Here is a 16,904-nt window from a genome sequence, read left to right as displayed (position 1 = left end):
AATTTAGGGCTAAAAATGATGTTATGCGGGGAGTGAAATACCTAAGTCGCGCATCTGCGCTAGTTTATAACGTAAAGTACGAGGGCTTATACCTAACGTTTCAGCAACATCTTTTCGCTTACCTTGGCATCTTGCTAACGTTTCTAAAATAATGCGATGCTCTTTATCTTTTAGCTCATCCTTATAACTTCCCGTATCAACAGCCAATAAGTCTTGTTTTGTTGGCTCGGCTGGAGATGACTGTTCGTCATAATACGCTGAACTCATAGCGCCTTGGTCAATATCTCTATTAGTAGCATTTACTTGCTGCTGACTAGTATTTTGCGCGCTGACAGATGCAGGCTCCATTACAAAATCTGTCGCCGCTATGTTTTCAATGAAAATAGCATGCTCGTTTAGAGTATCCCCAGTCCTAAGTATTAACGCACGTTGTATTACGTTATCAAGCTCACGCACATTACCAGGCCATGAATGAGCAAGTAATTTTTTCTCTGCGGCACTATCAAGATAAGCCATAGGCTCTTTACTTTTGTTTAAGTGGCGCTCAATTAAATGCTTAGCCAATACAAGGATATCTCCTGGTCGCTGACAAAGTGGTCGCCACATCAAAGGAAACACATTAAGCCTGTAGTATAAATCCTCTCTAAATTGGTTTTCGGTAACCGCTTCTTTCAAATCGCGGTTACTTGTTGCAAGTATACGTACGTCTAACTGGATTGTTTTTCTTCCACCTAAGCGTTCTACTTCGCGCTCTTGCAACACACGAAGTAGTTTAGCTTGCAGCCCTAGATCCATTTCTGTTATTTCGTCAAGCAATATAGTACCGCCTTGCGCTTGCTCAAACTTACCAGGACACGCTTGAATTGCGCCTGTAAACGCGCCTTTTTCATACCCAAATAAGGTTGCTTCAAGCATATTTTCAGGAATTGCTGCACAGTTAATCGCAACAAACGGCGCATCGCATCGGTTCGATTTATCATGAATATACCGTGCAAGCACTTCCTTACCTGAACCACTTGGGCCTAGCACCATAACGCTCGCATCAGAGCGTGCAACTTTACTTGCTAACTCTAAAAGTTGAATACTGCTGGGATCGGCAACAATGGGTCCGTCGGTCTCTTTTGCTTTTTCAGGTAAGTATCGACTTACCATATTGAGTAAAACTTCAGGTGCAAACGGCTTTGCCATGTAATCAATAGCGCCCAAGCGCATCGCTTCAACAGCATCGTCAATGGTAGCGTACGCCGTCATCATTAAAACAGGCAATTCAGGGTGGTTAAGCTTAATACTACGTAGTAAATCAAGCCCACTCATAGTGCCCATTTGTACATCACTCACCACCAGCGAAAATTGCTCTTTTTTCAGCAATAACATGGCTTGCTCTGCACAATTAGCCGCAATACATTCAATCCCCGACATTTCGAGTGTGTCAATTAAGGCTTCGCGAAGCCCTGCATCATCTTCGACAACTAAAATAGTGTTACTCATAATGATTCCTCTAATTTAGATGCGGTGCGAATAGGTAAAAGCAAACTAAAGCATGCTCCACCGCCTTTATTATTAGTCACGTCAACACGCCCCTGATGAGCGTTTGCAACCGAACTCACAACAGCAAGCCCTAACCCTGTGCCTTGGCTTTTAGTGGTATAAAATGGTTCAAATATTTTTTCTGCTTGAGTTAAATCAACACCTGGACCGTTATCGGATACGCTGATACGAACAAAATCTGGATTTTGCTCGTCAGTCGCAGCACTTAATTTTACTTCAGCGCCAGCACCAATGACTTGAATACTGTTATGGATTAAATTTTGAATTGCGCTGGCTATGGCTGATTTATTGCCTGTTATTTGAATATCTGGCTCTGGGAGACTAACAGCTAAATGACTGTCATTTAGTGTCACCATAGCATCGGCACCCGCTTTTACCTCACTGAGTAGCTGCTGCATAGACACTTGCTCAACAACTTGCTGGTCGCCACTTTTGGCAAAAAGTAGCATATCGTTTACTTGAGTTTCTAAATCTCTTAAGCGTGACATTAACTTGCTTTGAAAATTATCGCGAGATGCCTCGGGTAAACGCTTAGAGCCCAAATTAGCAGCATAGAGCATGGCCGCTGAAAGCGGGGTTCGAACCTGATGTGCTAGCGACGCCACCATTTTACCCAAAGCACTTAGGCGCTGCATATGAGCAACTCGCTTTTGTAAACGGCGTGTTTCACTCAAATCGGTCATTAAAATTAGCTGGCCCGGCTCGGGCGCTAACGCTGTTATATCAAGCTTAATTAAACGGCCATCTTTAAGTGATACTTCGTGACCATCGTCTTGATGCGGTCTAAAAGAGCGTTGAATAACGCTAAACCACTTTTCACCTTCTAAAGGTTCGCCTAACATATCAATGGCTATTTGGTTGGCCTTTGCAATCATTCCTTTACCATCAAGCACAACCACACCTGCGGGCATGGTATCAACTAAATGTGAAAGCCAACTTGCTTGCTGACGCAGATCGCTTAACTCACCTATGTACTCCTCTTGAAGTAAACATGGGTTATACTGATTTGCAGAAATAAACTGTGGTTTAAGCACGCTCGCAAGGGCCATAATCAAATCTCGAATTTGTATAGATATAGAGCTTAATGCACAATGTATACCAAAATTTATTTATATTATTTTCATTAACTTACAATAATAATAGCGCGACATAAAAATGACGCGCATAAAAAGGAATATGTATGAGTGAACAAATAAAATGCCGATGTGCTTGGTTAGACGCCACCAAACCCGATTACGTTTTATATCACGATTTAGAATGGGGCGTCCCTGTTTACGATGATCAAACACTGTTTGAATTTATAACGCTAGAGTCGGCTCAGGCAGGCTTAAGTTGGTATACCATTTTAAAAAAACGACAAGGGTATAAAAATGCATTTGCTAATTTTGATGTAAATAAAGTCGCGTTGTTTACCCAAGACGATGTTGAGCGTTTAATGCTTGATGAAAAGATCGTACGAAACCGTTTAAAAATTAACGCCACAATAAATAATGCCAAGCAATTTATAGACATTCAAAAAGAATTTGGCAGTTTTAGCGCGTATCAATGGCAGTTTGTTGATAACAAACCGATCGTAAACAATTTAAATTATACCGAAGAGACGCCCGCAATCACCAAAGAATCAACAGCCTTCGCAAAGGATTTAAAAAAGCGCGGCTTTAAATTTTTAGGCCCTACCACGGTATACGCTCATATGCAGGCCTGCGGTATGGTTAACGATCATAGTAATGACTGCTTTAGAAAAGATGAAATTATACAGGCTTTTTGTGGTGAGTAAGCAGCCAAACAGGTAGGTAATTAAAAGCTTTGCTTTTCACGCGAGCAAGCTCGGCGTCTACCGCCATGGTTTAAGTTTGTGTTTATCTTGTAGACGCCAAGCTTGCTTGCGTGACGGGCGAAGCCCGTAAATTAATTGCTCAAAAATGAATAAAAATAACAAAGAGTATTTCACCATTTTCGTACTGCTAATCTCGTGAAAGGTTATACTTTTTCATTTTTTCGACCAATGTTGTACGCCTTACACCTAATATTTCTGCGGCGCGCGCAACAACGTAATCAAAACGCTCTAAAGCTTGGGTAATTAAGCTTATTTCAAGCTCTGCTAAATACTCTTTAAGCTCAATGCCCTCTTCGGGTAATGCGCCTGAGCCAGCTTGGTTAAATTCAGGCTCCGGCTCATTGTCATAATCACTAAAGCCTGTGCTGAATATATCGTTAAAAGCATCTTTTTCCATAAGTTCTTCAGGGTATTCAGGCTCATAAGCATCTACCTCAATGTAACGATATTTATTGGGTAGATCAGGGATGTCCACTACCTTTTCAGGGAACATTATAACCATGCGCTCAACCAAATTCGCAAGCTCACGGATATTACCCGGCCATGCATGCTCTTTTAAACTTTCGATTGCTCGCTCAGTAAATTTAGCTGTCGTGCCCGTTTGCTCGTTTACGCGACGCATTAACTCCTTAAGTAGTAACGGAATGTCATCAGCACGCTCACTTAACGACGGGTTCTCTATAGGGAATACATTTAACCGGTAATATAAATCTTCACGAAAGCTGCCTGCTTCAATCATGGTTTCGAGGTTGCGGTGTGTTGCAGCAATAACACGTACATCGGCTTGAATCGCCTTAGTTCCACCTACACGCTCATAGCTTCGTTCTTGTAATACGCGTAAAAGTTTAACCTGCATTTGTAGCGGCATATCACCAATTTCATCTAAAAACAGCGTACCGCCTTGCGCCAACTCAAAACGGCCTTTACGCGCAGAAATAGCCCCTGTAAACGCCCCTTTTTCGTGGCCAAAAAGTTCACTTTCTAATAGTTCTGCAGGTATGGCTCCACAGTTTACAGGCACAAATGGTCCTGTACTTCGTTTAGAAAGTAAGTGAACGTTACGTGCAACCACTTCTTTACCAGTACCTGACTCACCTAAAATTAAAACGTTTGCATCTGTTTTTGCTACTTGTTCAATTAAAAAACGGACCTCTTTGACAGCTTGTGTTTCACCTACAAGGCCATCAAAAGATTTATGTGGCTGAGTATTTTTGTGCTCCCCCGGCAACATACGATGATACTGCTGGCAATCATGAAGCAACTGTGTGGTCACTTCGTGATTAAATGGCTCACAAATAAGTCCAACTACATTAGCAATGCTAAGTAATGGTCTTAACGTTTCACCTATTAATAAAAATGGAAGTGTTGGGTAGCGCTTAATTAAGTTTTCGTGATCGAGAGACTGTAAAGCCCCTAAAATGACCATGCACTCATGCTGCTGATATTTTGCACACTCTTGTTCAAAGTTGTCTTCATCTAAACGATGAGTAACCTCACCGATAAAACCAAGTGATGCGTTTAACCCAATAGAGCGATTGTTATTATTATCTAAAATCAGGATCATAGTTAGCGAGCCGTGCTTCACTCTTTAATGTAATTAACTAAATTGTAAGCCAGTTAAGCACGGATGCAAGTGATAGCGGCAGTTTTTTGACATAAACGCCAAAAAACAGACGCACTCGTTAATTCAGTCATACTTAAGAATTAACTATTAAGTATTAATATTTAAAGTAAGCCTAAAATAGACTCTGCAGATTGGTTAGCCTGGCCACGAAGAGCAACTGATGATTGCGCTAAAATGTCATTAGACACTTGTTGAGAAATTGCTAGGGCGTAATCGGTATCTTGAATGCGGCTTTGACTGGCTGCAATATTTTCTTGCTGCGTCCCTAACCCTTTAATTGTGCTTGCCAACGTATTTTGAAATGCACCTAACTCAGCTCGTTGTGCATTTATTTCATCATTTGCTTGCTTACTGATGTCAATAGCCGCTTGAGCACCGGCTTGGGTTGAAATATCAATGGTTGATAACGCAGAGGCAAAACTACCATCTGTAGAGTTTACCGTTTGGTTTGTATTCGCATCAGCACCAACTTGAAACGTGACAGCTTGACCATCAAATAAAGGCTTACCACCGAATGAAGCATTTTCGAACGTTTCAGATATTTGGCTTTGCAATTGCACGACTTCTTCTTGCAACGCAGCACGATCACTGTCAGTCAATGCACCGTTACCCGCTTGAATTGATAACTCTTGAATACGCGAAACGGCATCATTCACACCACTCAAGTTAGCTTCGCTTACTTGAGTATATGAAATCCCGTCGTACGCATTACTTACAGCTTGGCTAAAACCATTTTGCTGTGAAGTAAGCCTATCAATAATTTGCAAAGCCGCTGCATCATCTGCTGCGGTATTTACTTTTTTACCTGTAGCAAGTTGTTCTAAAAGCTTATTACCCGTTTGCTGAGTTTGGTTTAAAAATGAACTTGAGTTATCAATTTTCATAGCTAACTCCTAGAATAGTAATTAGCTTAGTATAGACTATTTAGACAGCAGTCCAACCTCCATCTAAAAATAAGCACTGTCCAGTCATATAACTTGAAAGTGCTGAACTAAGGTAAGCAATTGCACCTTTGATATCTTCTTCCGTTGCCATTCTTGCTAATGGAACCTTAGCATTATACTTTTCTAAAAAACTCTCCGGTTGGCCACGCTCAATACCACCTAACACGATATTATTCACCCTTACATGAGGTGCAACTGAGGGCGCCATCCAACGCGTTAATTGCATTAAACCTGCTTTACTTGCAGCGTACGCTGCAGGGTTACCCATATCTGTGCCTTCATATAAATCCATTTGTGGCCCAACAACACCATATATAGACGAAATATTTATGATACTGCGACTACCATAGTGTTGTTTTTTCATTAATTCATACGCCAATTGGCTTAATAAAAACGGCGCAGAAAGATTCACATTTAAACAATCATTGAATGTGTCAATTGATTGCTTTTCAAAAGGAACGCACCACCCAGTAAGTTTATCTGTGCCGACAAATGCCGCATTATTTATTAATACATTGAGCTTCCCACCCGAGATTGTTGCTACGCTCTCCATAGCGCCAATAATGGCTTGTTTATCAGCTAGATCACAAGCCAAAGTGTGAACTTTTGTACTATTGCTATAAGCCTTTTGGTGAAGCTCGTGCAAACTTTTTTTACTACGATCTAATAAAATGACATTCGCACCGAGCTCTAGCAAAGTATCTGCAGCGGCCTTACCTACATGCCCACTGCCACCAGTGATCAAAGCCCAACATTCTTGAAGATCTTGTAACTGTGCTAATGTTCTCATTTTTGCTCCAACTTATTAGCTAGTAATTGTGCAAAGTCAAAATCTATTTGATTATCAATATCTACCGCTCTTTCTCTAGGCACACAGACACTAGTGACTTTACCAGCCATTACACTATTACTTTCACGTATATATGCCGGCGTTGTAACATAGGTAACAGTAGTAATATCAAAAATTTCAGGGGAGTCTTGTCGCCTTGATACTTGTTCATCACTTTTGATCACCAACTCAACAAGATCATCTTCTGTGTATTTGACCATATTAAAAAACGGGCTACGATCTGATGGGGTCACAGTGATACAAACATCTGCAGATGTTGACTTTAATTTATCAATTGCAGCCTCAACATCAGCCTCATTTCTCAAAGGGCTCGTTGCTGGTAAACTTATAAAAAAATCAAACTTACCATATTTTTTTTCTACCCACTCAACGGCATGTTGCCAAGATAGCCACTCAGCAGAAGTGTCTGAAGCCAGCTCTTTGGGCCTATCAATAATTTCCGCCCCCACAGCTTTTGCTACATTAGCTATTTCAATATCATCGGTTGAAACAAAAATACGGTCAATAATCGGAATAGCTTTCGCGGTATCGATCGACCAGTTTAATAGTGGTTTCCCTGCAAGAGGTAAAATATTTTTCCTTGGTAGCCCTTTTGAGCCACCTCTAGCAAAAATAAATGCATAATGACTCATCATGTACTCTTTTTAATCATATCTATTAATTTTAATGTCTCAGCAGCTTGCGCTAAATCTACTGTTAAATGCTTTTTGCCTAAACACAGGTTTTCAAAATCTTTTATTAAATCTAAGTACATATCATTAACTTGCCAATCATTGAATGCAAAGTGTTGGTGTTCTTGATGATTTAAAAAAATGTCTACTGTACTTTTCAATAAATCCCAATGAATACGTCCATTTTCTCCTTTAACTGTGCAAAAACGCTGTGGTTGCTGTTGTAAAAAATCAAGATGCACATGGCCCTGAGCACCACTTTGCGTGCTAAATACAACATCAACTAAATCTTCAACGTCTAAGCCCAACTCTTTTGAGCTTCGTAAAACCGCGTGTTCAACATTGAGCGGGCCAAATAACCATTGAGCGTAGTCAAACTCATGGCTGAGCTCTAATAAGGCACCGCCGCCAAGCTCCCGTTGTGCCGAAACAGAGTATCGGTAATCTATCGTTCGACGCCAATCTGGTAAGTATTGACCAACCTCTATAGTAATATTATAAATTTCCCCAAGTATTTTACTCTTAATCAGCTCATGCATTTTTTTTGCAGCCGGCATGTACCTTAAGCAGTAGCCAACAGCGGTGGGAGTTAACTCTTTCTGACTCAATTTAAGTAAAGATTCAGCTTCGCGAAAATTAATACATAAAGGCTTTTCAATCAGACACGGAATTCCCGCTTGTATTAATTCCTTCGCATGCTGAAGGTGCATACTCGCTGGTGAAGCAACGATGACAAAGTAAGGCTTCAATCTAATTAGTTCAGCAACCTCTGTAACAATCAAATCGGCACTATCAGGTAACTCAGTCAATACCTTACCTCTTGCAGAAAGAGTGATCACTTTTGATTCTGGGTATAGGATCTTAAGATTCTTTCGATGGCGAAGAGAGATATTACCAAGCCCAATTACAGCTAAGCATAGCATTAACTCATGCCCAAACTGCGAATATCAACTTGCGCACGGTTGAAATCATCCATGCGACCAATATCAAGCCAATATTCATGAATAGGAAACATTAAAACATCTTTTTCCTGTGCGATTTGCTGTTCTAAAATTGTTGGCATATCAATATTTAATTCTCGGGGCACCGCGTTAACAACACTTGGCGATAGTACATAAATTCCCGCATTTACAAAAAATCGTTGAATCGGTTTTTCTACCATTTCAGTTATACGATTTCCTTCTCCGCTAATCACACCATACGGTATTTGATATTCGTATTCTCGGACACACATCGTTGCATCGGCACCGTTATCACAATGAAACTCTAACAAACGTGTAAAATCTACCTTAGTCAGTACATCCCCATTCATCAAAATTAACGGAAGTTCTTGAGAAACATCATCAGGTAATAAACCCAGTGCACCACCGGTACCAAGAGGCTTATCCTCATGAATATATTCAATATTGACTCCCCACTTACTGCCATCACCAAAGTGACTCAAAATTAACTCTGGCATATAATGAGTCGATATATAAAAGTTTCTAAAACCAGCTTTAACAAAGCTTTTCAATACTGTTTCAAGTATTGGTTTATTGCCAATTTGTAGCATGGGTTTTGGGCAATTATCGGTCAATGGCCGTAAGCGAGTACCAAAGCCACCCGCCATTAGAAATACTGGATTGTCATATTTTGGCTTGCTAAGAAAGTGCTTGAGCATTTCCAAGCCAACTACTTTGCCTTTATCGACCAAAGGGACAGATAAAATACTCTTGCGTTCCATCAGCTCAATTAATTGCTCTTTAGCGGTGCCTCTTTGTGCTGTAATTGGGGATAAATTCATTATTTCTGATAATGCAACCTCAAGGCCGAGATTTTTCAACAGTGCCCGCCGGATGTCACCATCAGTAACAACACCTAATAAATGGTTTTCATCATCAACTACAAGCACAACTTGTGATGCTTGTTCGTTAATAACTTCCAGTGCGTCTCGTAAGGTTCGCGTTGGTGAAATTAAGATATTTTGCCATACAAACTTCATCTGTAATCCCCTATTTAATATTGCCACGACAGCCATAAATAGTCGTGTTTTCAGGAATATCCTTATCAACTAATGCATTTGCACCAATAATTGAGTTACTTCCAATATTTATGCCTGGTAGTACAACTGCACCAGCGCCTATAAAGACATGCTTGGCCACATTGGCGCCACCACAAATTACAGCACCAGGGGCTATATGAGAAAAGCTACCTACAATGCAATCATGTTCTATAACTACTCTAGAGTTAATCACAACATGTTCGCCTATTTTTGCTCCTGCATTTATAATAGCGCCAGGCAAAACTTGCACGCCTAAACCCAACATAGCATAGTGTGAAATAATAGCGCGCTGGGATAATACATTAGTAAATGTATAGCCTTTCGCGACAACCATATCAATTATATTAAGACGTTTTCTATCATCAAGCTGTGGTCCTATAGCAACCACAACACCATATTGCTTCGTAGAAAAAACCGCTAAATCATCATCACGTTTATACAGTTTTATACCTGAAAAAATTTCATTTGAGGGGCTTACAGGACTGATTATTCCAGCTACCGTTTGCTTATTTTCTCTAAGAATATCAGTCAGCACACTCGCATGCCCACCGGCCCCCAAAATTACTGTGGGTTTGCTATTCATTAATTAATTGACCTGCTTTATAGTGGCGAGAAGCATTACACCCCATAATTTTCCAAAAAAGACTTGGTGACATACCGTTACCTGGTCTTTTAATATCAATGTTGTGCTCTGAGAAGACCGTACCAGGTGAGATATCGACAGCAGCGACTAAGCTTTTTCTTGCTGCGATTTTATTTGCGACTTCGCTTTTAGTAGGAGCTTTAATTTTACTGCCCATAGCTTGCTCTGTCTGCCTGACCAAGTTGATCATCTCATTTAACTGTGCAGGGTTAAGGGATGCCTTATGATCTGGTCCAGCCATGTTTTGATCCAAGGTAAAGTGTTTTTCGATAATCTTGGCGCCACAAGCAACGGCAGCTAAAGGTACTAGCCACCCTTCGCTATGATCGGAGTAACCCGTTGGTAAATTAAACGCGTTTTCCATACTTGCCATAGCTGACAAATTTATTTCATCAAGTGGGGCTGGGTATTCGGTTGTACAGTGTAATAATGTCACTTTACTTTGCAATAAAGCTTGCCCTTGAATGCTACTGTAAGCTAATTCAAAATCCCCTTCACTAGGGACCTGCTTCTTAGGAAAAATGTAGCCATAAGCAATCACAGCAAGAGCCGTTTCGATTTCGCCTAATGTCGCCATGCCTGTAGATACAATTAAATCACAACCAGATTGAGCGTGCTTTAACACCAGCGGGAGGTTCGTGATCTCTCCTGAAGGAATTTTTAACCTAGTTAGTTTTAAGTCGTCGATTAAAAAACGCAAGCTTTGTATATCAAATGCTGTTGATAAAAATTCGATTCCTAATTTTTTACATTCAGCTACTAATGTATGATGGCTTTCATAACTCAATTCCAAACGTTCTAACATTGTTAATTGTGATTCAACCATGCCAATATTGGTGCTTTGATAACTTGCTTGAGCTGCGTCACTAGTTACAATGTTCTTTGCTTTAAAGGTCTGAAACTTAACTACGTCTGCTCCTGCACGATGAGCTTCCCTTACCAACTCAAGAGCCAGCTGCTCATTGCCATTATGATTAACGCCAGCTTCAGCAATAATTAATGTTTTTTGGCTCATGCATTATCTCTGTCATAAAAAGGTTTACTTTGGCAGTTGCTCAAATCAACCTCACTCAATATTTTAACTATTTTTTCAGATGCATTGCCTTCCCCATAGGGATTAATAGCCTGTGTGCATTGGAAAATAAAGTCAGTATCTAGGGCTTTATCAATCGCATTCATTAATGCAATATTGTTCATACTAGTATCAATGACACTGCAACTTTTAGGCCGACCTTTTTGACGGGTGCCAATATTTATCGTGGGGATCTTAAAACTAGGAGCTTCAATTAAACCACTTGATGAGTTTCCTAGCACACAAGCTGCTTGTTTCATTACAGCTAAGTAGCGCTTAAAACCGAGCGAAGGATAAAGGATCACGTTGTTTAAGTTCGCCAACGCAAGCCACTGTTTTATCATCAGTGCGCCTTCACCATCTGCATTTGGATAAGTGACAAGAAAGTTGATATCGTCTCGTTCTTTAATAACATTTAATAAAGGATTAATGTCATTTTCTTCTGCACAACCTCTAGTAACAGGATGATAAGTAACAAGAAATATAGGGAGATCAATATTTTTAAACGAGACTATATCGTTTAAATTTATATCGCTTGCATTTGAAGCATGAATGATGTTGTCGATACCGGGTGCGCCAGTGACAAAAATTTGACTAGGTTGCTCACCTAATTGCATTAGTCTTTTTGCAAAAGACTCCGTAGCAGGGAAGTGGATACTGGCCATCTTGCTAATACTGTGCCTGAGAGCTTCATCAAACGCTCCTTCAGTTACTTCGCCACCGTGGATGTGAGCGATGGGTATATTTAAAAATAATGCAGCTTGAGCAGCTGCAAATATTTCAAAGCGATCACCTAAAATCAAAATACAGTCTAAGTTTTGGTACGCGAATCCATCTGTAAAGCTTATCGTCGCTAAACCTGTTGATTTGGCAATACCAACTCTAGTTTTTGATGAAAGTAACATCTCGACTGGTATAATGTTTTCTACACCTGATTCTTCAAGCTCACTTATAGTGTAACCATATTCAGGCGACAAGTGCGTACCGCAAGCAAAAACGACTGAAGCTATATTTTGTGCATTTTGCAGTAAACAAATCGTTCTACTTAATAACCCAAAATCAGCCCTTGTTCCTGTTACTACACCTATTTTTCTCATACTTGCTCACTTTATTGATACAGAACTTGGGATGTTAACTAAACGTTCAGCTAGAAAAAGCGAGTTGTTGAGAGGCCCACACATTGACTCTTTAAACATCGGTAATGTATGCATTAACTGCCATACAGGCCTTGTCATTACTCCAGCTTTATTAGTGTTTGAGAGCAACTCATCTCGGTATTTTTTCGAGGGGCATAATACGGCATTGAGCCAATAATTTGAACGAGCACCTTTCGGCTCAACGATAAACTCCACATCAGATCTTTCAAACTCCGTATGATAAAGTAACGCCAGTTCTCTTTTATTGTCTATATACTCTGATAACCTTTCGAGCTGAGCACAGCCTATAGCAGCATTGATATTAGGCATACGATAGTTAAATGCTACTTCGTCGTGGTAAAACTCGTAAGGGTGAGGCTGTTTTGCAGTGGTGGTAACATGCTTTACGCGGTGAGCTAAAGCATCTTGATTACATAAAACCATTCCACCACCTCCTGTAGTAATTATTTTATTACCATTAAAACTCAGTGCTGACATGTTTGCAAAAGTTCCTGTATGTGAGCCTTTATATAAAGAGCCCAGACTTTCTGCGGCATCTTCGATTAACTCAATACAGAAGCGATCACAAACCTCCCTTAATTCATCGACTCTAGCAGGATGACCAAATGTATGCATTACCACAGCAGCGCTAACACGAGCACCTTTGTTGTGATAGCACTCTTGATCACGGACTTTACAGTTTTCTTCTAAATAACTTAAGAGTGCATCAGGGCATAGCCCGAGCGTTTCACGGTTAACATCAACAAAGACAGGCTCAGCTCCTAAATAATTAATCGCATTACAAGTAGCTACAAACGTAAGTGGTTGAGTGATTACTAAATCCCCGGCTTTTACGCCACTCACATAAAGCGCAGTATGCAATGCAGCCGTACCATTTACTGTAGCTATGGCATGCTTAGAGTTGGTATAGCCTACAATTTTTTGCTCTAATTTATCAACATACTGACCAATGCTTGATACAAAGGTTGAATCTAAAGTATCTAAAACATATTGACGTTCCTTCCCTTCAAAAACAGGTGCATGCAGGGGAATAAAATCATTCGTTTTATAGTAATCGCGGATAAAGTTAATGAGTTGACTAGTATTCACATGAACCTCGACTACATTTTACTTTCAAGGTACTTGCCTTTTTCTTGGTGAGCAAAGTCAGGTAGCAGCGTATAGAAGAGGCCAACGATTTGCTCTTTTGTCCAATGCTGCTTTCCTATAAGATTATCTATTAGTTTAGAAAATTCAACCAATTTCATTTCATCAAATCCCAAAGAACTTTTAATAACACCTAGCCCATCAAACCGCATCATCTCAAGTACTTCTTGAGCGGTATAAAACTCTTCAACATCTTTTTCACCAGTGGTATCACTTTGTGTAAATAAACACGGCCAACTTCCTGTCTCAGGTAGTGTTAAGATTAATGCTCTCGCTTCATCTTCATCTGAGCAAGCGTGAGCCTTAAAGCCACGAGAGTTCAAATAACGTTCTGCAATTGTTGAAAATTTCAAAAGGTGTACATCATCATCCAGCTTGGGGAAAAAAATATCTCCATTTTCCCCTAACAAACATGAAAACAAGCATATTAAACCTGACTCTTCCGGTGTGACGAAGTAACGTTTAATATCATTAGGGGCCACTATAGGTTGTTTTTTCTCGATACGCTGTTTGAATGAATGAAGCAGAGAACCATCACTAAAAGCAACATTAGCAAATCGGGCCATGGATACATCAATTTTTGAGCTGGCTCTTGCAGCGAACATTTCCATTATTTTCTTTGATGCCCCCATCATATTTACAGGGTTAGCAGCCTTATCGGTAGAAACACAAAAATACTTTTTTATTTCTTTTCCGATACATTGTTGTAAGGTTTTTTCAGTATTGAGTATGTTTGTGCGCACCATGCGCATCAGCGTGAAAGGATCCTTTTCATTTCTGACATGTTTGAGAGCGGACAAATTAAGAACATAATCATAACCACCATCAGCGTTGAAAAATGCATCATATTCTTCACTGCCAATATCAAGTGTGAATGTTTGAAAATCTCCCTCTATATATCCTATCGAAGAACGTAAATCACGTACGAGTTCAACAAGGTTATTCTCACTTATATCAACAATATGAAGTTTTAAGGGAGACCTTTTAAAAATCTCTTTAGTAACAGCTTGCCCTATCGTCCCTGCCCCACCTAAAATCAGGAAACGAGAGGTTGAAATTTTAGAGACCAGCTCATGCTCAAATTGTATTAAATCACTGTTAAATAAAGATAATGAGCGCTTTAACAAGTTTAGCATCACAGTCCATTCCTTCTAAATTTAAAAAACGCAATAAAGATAAGTACCCATGATAAATCAATACCTTAAAAGCTTAAGCCTTCTTTTGATATTCAGGTTTTGTCCAATCACATTTTGACTTCCAATTTTTTCTGAAATCAGCTTTAGCTGCTAACACAAACTCAAGCCAAAGTTTATGTGCTTCATTAAAATATACTAGCATTTCTTGCTCTTCTTCAAACTGATATAAAAGAGAAACAATAACACAATGGAAATAATGCATTGTCCCTTTGAGAAGCTGGAATAAATGAGGTGTTTTTGATTTTTTGTAAGCAAAAATAACGCGTTGTTGAGCTATTAAATTTGCGTTAGCTGCATCTCGAGAATTTATCTCTCTAATACCTATATTATAAATATAATCGCAAAGCTCATCAAACTCATCAAAATTAAGAACTTCCTTTATTTGACTATCATCAACTGGAGCGAAAAAATGCGATTTTATAGACTCAATGAGTTCTGCTTTATCTTTGATCACCTCGCCAAGTAACAAATCCCCTTCACGAATAGGTACCGCACCTCTTAATTTAGCACCTTCACCAACATTAAATACACTTATGTTTTTTGCAAAAGCCGAAATTAATCTATCAAAGCTATTTTTTGACATTGCCATAAGTGGAGTGGCCATTACATCATTATCAAAATTACCATCGAACCTAATGCTAGCACCTTCAAGTGCCTTAAGCTCTGTATCATTGTATATTGATAAATTTGAGTGAGTTTTACCATTTAAAGTGTATCCGTTGTCTACACCTATTAAATATATTTGCTTAAAGCCAAGCGTCAAAGCATAAGAAAAAGCGGTATTTGAAACAAACGGACCACTAGCAGGTAGCTCGGATACTTGCTTGCCACACATAATATAACTGTAAAGAGACATGAAGGCAGTGGCCGCTTCAGGGCCCTTCAATCCTACGCCCGACCATTTATACAAATCTAAAACATCTGGATACATAACGTCGACGGTAAGAAGGTTTAAATCCTGATATCCCTGCTCGGGCTCAACGAGCTTCAAAATATCGTAAGTTGCCTTTGTGCGTTCAACTAAAACATGAAAATCAGGAACAATCCCAGCTTTAAGTAAACTTTGTAAGGCGGTACCTGCAGCAAAAATAATTGCCTTATTTTTATATGCTTTGATTAATTCAATCGCGTTGTCTAACGATGGTCCGTTACCAACAACAAATACCGGAATATCTGCTAGCATTTTCATTTCTTCAGGTGAAGAAAATAAAAAATCAGCCTTCTTTTCTATATTTTTAATAACATGAGCCAACCCTGTTATTGCATCATTATAAAAGCCATAACCTTGTTGTAATTGATAATAGTTATCAAAAAAAGATTTAATTAGTTCGTTTACTTTTTGCGAAGGATAATGCTGATAACAAAAGCTATTTATTGCGCTAAAAGAGCCTAACTCATTAGCTATTCTGTATATCTCATCGAAAAATTCATCATAGTCAACCCCTATACTTAGGAATAAACAGGCACCTTTTTTATCTAAACCCTCAATTATTTTAAACCAATCAATACAATATAAACTGGCAAAAAACAGCTCTAAATCAGGTTCACAAATGAACATATAATCAAAAGAGTGCTCTTCTAATAGCGCCTGTATATGATACCCCAAACCAACACCAAAAATTAAAGCTGTTGGATAATGTTTTGGTAATGAAGAAATTGGTGTAAATTTGTTGGCGCCAACTTTACTTAAAACAGTACTTAAACGCTGCATATACTGCATGTGTAAACGAGAGTCATCACTTTCCCATTCTTGTGTTCCTGTATAATCCGTGCGCCCAAAAGTTGCTTTTTTCGTATACTTTTTAACTTGTTGAATTGTCTGCGATAGCGGGTTATCACTGTATAAGGGCACATGCTCTCCATCAGGGATAAAATTTCCGTGACCTGATTTAGTAACATGAATACAGAAATCATCGCGAATTTGATATTCTGCTATAGATTTAGCAATATCAGGGTAGTATTTATCGAAAGCTTGTATATTTTTACTAAAACGATAGTTTGCTTCATCCGCAAACTTAAGCTCACGCAGCTTTTGTTCTTGATGGTCTTGAATTGATTTTTCAGTTTCTACGAGTAACGACTGGAGTTGTTCTTGCTGGTTTGTCATAAGTTAGCCACCACTATTGCGAGTGTATTATTCATTCAACCACCTGCAATTAAAATGCCAATGCTGTA

At 39.3% G+C, this 16,904-nt stretch carries 15 protein-coding genes; 1 reads left to right on the top strand and 14 read right to left on the bottom strand.

Going from position 1 to position 16,904, the window contains the following annotated elements:
* Positions 1 to 21: 21 nt before the first annotated feature.
* Both RF53_RS02920 and RF53_RS02915 read right to left on the bottom strand, forming a co-directional pair.
* Complete coding sequence (locus tag RF53_RS02920; RefSeq protein ID WP_039036587.1) at positions 22 to 1,488, bottom strand: sigma-54-dependent transcriptional regulator; 1,467 nt, start codon at positions 1,486 to 1,488, stop codon at positions 22 to 24.
* Positions 1,485 to 2,597, bottom strand: coding sequence for a sensor histidine kinase (locus RF53_RS02915; protein ID WP_039036586.1), 1,113 nt, complete (start codon positions 2,595 to 2,597; stop codon positions 1,485 to 1,487). Before RF53_RS02915 ends, RF53_RS02920 begins: the two co-directional genes overlap by 4 nt.
* A gap of 131 nt (positions 2,598 to 2,728) precedes the next feature.
* On the opposite strand from RF53_RS02915, the gene RF53_RS02910 reads away from it, so the two are divergent.
* Entirely contained in the window at positions 2,729 to 3,325 is a 597-nt protein-coding gene (locus RF53_RS02910; protein ID WP_039036585.1) for a DNA-3-methyladenine glycosylase I, read from the top strand.
* A gap of 187 nt (positions 3,326 to 3,512) precedes the next feature.
* On the opposite strand, the gene RF53_RS02905 is transcribed toward RF53_RS02910, so the two are convergent.
* The 12 genes from RF53_RS02905 to RF53_RS02850 form a co-directional block, all read right to left on the bottom strand.
* Complete coding sequence (locus tag RF53_RS02905; RefSeq protein WP_039036584.1) at positions 3,513 to 4,949, bottom strand: sigma-54 dependent transcriptional regulator; 1,437 nt, start codon at positions 4,947 to 4,949, stop codon at positions 3,513 to 3,515.
* Between the two features lie 161 nt (positions 4,950 to 5,110).
* Entirely contained in the window at positions 5,111 to 5,893 is a 783-nt protein-coding gene (locus RF53_RS02900) for a flagellin N-terminal helical domain-containing protein (protein WP_039036583.1), read from the bottom strand.
* Between the two features lie 40 nt (positions 5,894 to 5,933).
* Positions 5,934 to 6,743 carry an SDR family oxidoreductase gene (locus RF53_RS02895; protein WP_039036582.1) on the bottom strand — a complete coding sequence of 270 codons (810 nt, stop codon included), beginning with the start codon at positions 6,741 to 6,743 and terminating at the stop codon, positions 5,934 to 5,936.
* The gene (locus RF53_RS02890) at positions 6,740 to 7,435 is read right to left on the bottom strand and encodes an acylneuraminate cytidylyltransferase family protein (protein WP_039036581.1); all 696 of its coding nucleotides are present in this window, start codon (positions 7,433 to 7,435) and stop codon (positions 6,740 to 6,742) included. The genes RF53_RS02895 and RF53_RS02890 overlap by 4 nt, the downstream gene beginning before the upstream one ends.
* Positions 7,435 to 8,397, bottom strand: coding sequence for a Gfo/Idh/MocA family protein (locus RF53_RS02885; RefSeq protein WP_039036580.1), 963 nt, complete (start codon positions 8,395 to 8,397; stop codon positions 7,435 to 7,437). Before RF53_RS02885 ends, RF53_RS02890 begins: the two co-directional genes overlap by 1 nt.
* A complete protein-coding gene (locus RF53_RS02880; RefSeq protein ID WP_039036579.1) occupies positions 8,397 to 9,455 on the bottom strand; it encodes a nucleotidyltransferase family protein in 1,059 nt (352 codons plus the stop codon). The genes RF53_RS02885 and RF53_RS02880 overlap by 1 nt, the downstream gene beginning before the upstream one ends.
* A gap of 10 nt (positions 9,456 to 9,465) precedes the next feature.
* Complete coding sequence (locus RF53_RS02875; RefSeq protein WP_039036578.1) at positions 9,466 to 10,098, bottom strand: acetyltransferase; 633 nt, start codon at positions 10,096 to 10,098, stop codon at positions 9,466 to 9,468.
* Complete coding sequence (gene neuB, locus RF53_RS02870) at positions 10,091 to 11,173, bottom strand: N-acetylneuraminate synthase (RefSeq protein WP_039036577.1); 1,083 nt, start codon at positions 11,171 to 11,173, stop codon at positions 10,091 to 10,093. Before neuB ends, RF53_RS02875 begins: the two co-directional genes overlap by 8 nt.
* Positions 11,170 to 12,327: a UDP-N-acetylglucosamine 2-epimerase gene (gene neuC / locus RF53_RS02865; protein ID WP_039036576.1), complete on the bottom strand. Its 1,158-nt coding sequence runs from the start codon at positions 12,325 to 12,327 to the stop codon at positions 11,170 to 11,172. The genes neuB and neuC overlap by 4 nt, the downstream gene beginning before the upstream one ends.
* Positions 12,328 to 12,333: 6 nt before the next feature.
* The gene (locus RF53_RS02860; RefSeq protein WP_039036575.1) at positions 12,334 to 13,476 is read right to left on the bottom strand and encodes a LegC family aminotransferase; all 1,143 of its coding nucleotides are present in this window, start codon (positions 13,474 to 13,476) and stop codon (positions 12,334 to 12,336) included.
* A gap of 11 nt (positions 13,477 to 13,487) precedes the next feature.
* Positions 13,488 to 14,669 (bottom strand): UDP-N-acetylglucosamine 4,6-dehydratase, encoded by a 1,182-nt coding sequence (locus RF53_RS02855; protein ID WP_039036574.1) that lies wholly within the window; start codon positions 14,667 to 14,669, stop codon positions 13,488 to 13,490.
* A 73-nt stretch (positions 14,670 to 14,742) separates the two neighbouring features.
* Complete coding sequence (locus RF53_RS02850; protein WP_039036573.1) at positions 14,743 to 16,836, bottom strand: motility associated factor glycosyltransferase family protein; 2,094 nt, start codon at positions 16,834 to 16,836, stop codon at positions 14,743 to 14,745.
* Between the last annotated feature and the right edge of the window lie 68 nt (positions 16,837 to 16,904).

The organism is Pseudoalteromonas sp. ECSMB14103, from assembly GCF_000813065.1.
In the GTDB taxonomy this organism is placed as follows: Bacteria; Pseudomonadota; Gammaproteobacteria; order Enterobacterales; family Alteromonadaceae; genus Pseudoalteromonas; species Pseudoalteromonas marina.
The sequence above is the reverse complement of the archived record's forward strand: the minus strand, read 5'-3'. Positions and strand labels throughout refer to the sequence as shown.

Bases quoted from the DNA above. Each gene is read 5' to 3' on its own strand.
- RF53_RS02850 (WP_039036573.1), bottom strand. From the start codon at position 16,836: ATGACAAACCAGCAAGAACAACTCCAGTCGTTACTCGTAGAAACTGAA.
- RF53_RS02910 (WP_039036585.1), top strand. From the start codon at position 2,729: ATGAGTGAACAAATAAAATGCCGATGTGCTTGGTTAGACGCCACCAAA.
- RF53_RS02905 (WP_039036584.1), bottom strand. From the start codon at position 4,949: ATGATCCTGATTTTAGATAATAATAACAATCGCTCTATTGGGTTAAAC.
- RF53_RS02900 (WP_039036583.1), bottom strand. From the start codon at position 5,893: ATGAAAATTGATAACTCAAGTTCATTTTTAAACCAAACTCAGCAAACG.
- RF53_RS02855 (WP_039036574.1), bottom strand. From the start codon at position 14,669: ATGCTAAACTTGTTAAAGCGCTCATTATCTTTATTTAACAGTGATTTA.
- RF53_RS02890 (WP_039036581.1), bottom strand. From the start codon at position 7,435: ATGAGTCATTATGCATTTATTTTTGCTAGAGGTGGCTCAAAAGGGCTA.
- RF53_RS02885 (WP_039036580.1), bottom strand. From the start codon at position 8,397: ATGCTATGCTTAGCTGTAATTGGGCTTGGTAATATCTCTCTTCGCCAT.
- RF53_RS02920 (WP_039036587.1), bottom strand. From the start codon at position 1,488: ATGAGTAACACTATTTTAGTTGTCGAAGATGATGCAGGGCTTCGCGAA.
- RF53_RS02875 (WP_039036578.1), bottom strand. From the start codon at position 10,098: ATGAATAGCAAACCCACAGTAATTTTGGGGGCCGGTGGGCATGCGAGT.
- RF53_RS02880 (WP_039036579.1), bottom strand. From the start codon at position 9,455: ATGAAGTTTGTATGGCAAAATATCTTAATTTCACCAACGCGAACCTTA.
- neuC (WP_039036576.1), bottom strand. From the start codon at position 12,327: ATGAGAAAAATAGGTGTAGTAACAGGAACAAGGGCTGATTTTGGGTTA.
- RF53_RS02895 (WP_039036582.1), bottom strand. From the start codon at position 6,743: ATGAGAACATTAGCACAGTTACAAGATCTTCAAGAATGTTGGGCTTTG.
- RF53_RS02915 (WP_039036586.1), bottom strand. From the start codon at position 2,597: ATGGCCCTTGCGAGCGTGCTTAAACCACAGTTTATTTCTGCAAATCAG.
- neuB (WP_039036577.1), bottom strand. From the start codon at position 11,173: ATGAGCCAAAAAACATTAATTATTGCTGAAGCTGGCGTTAATCATAAT.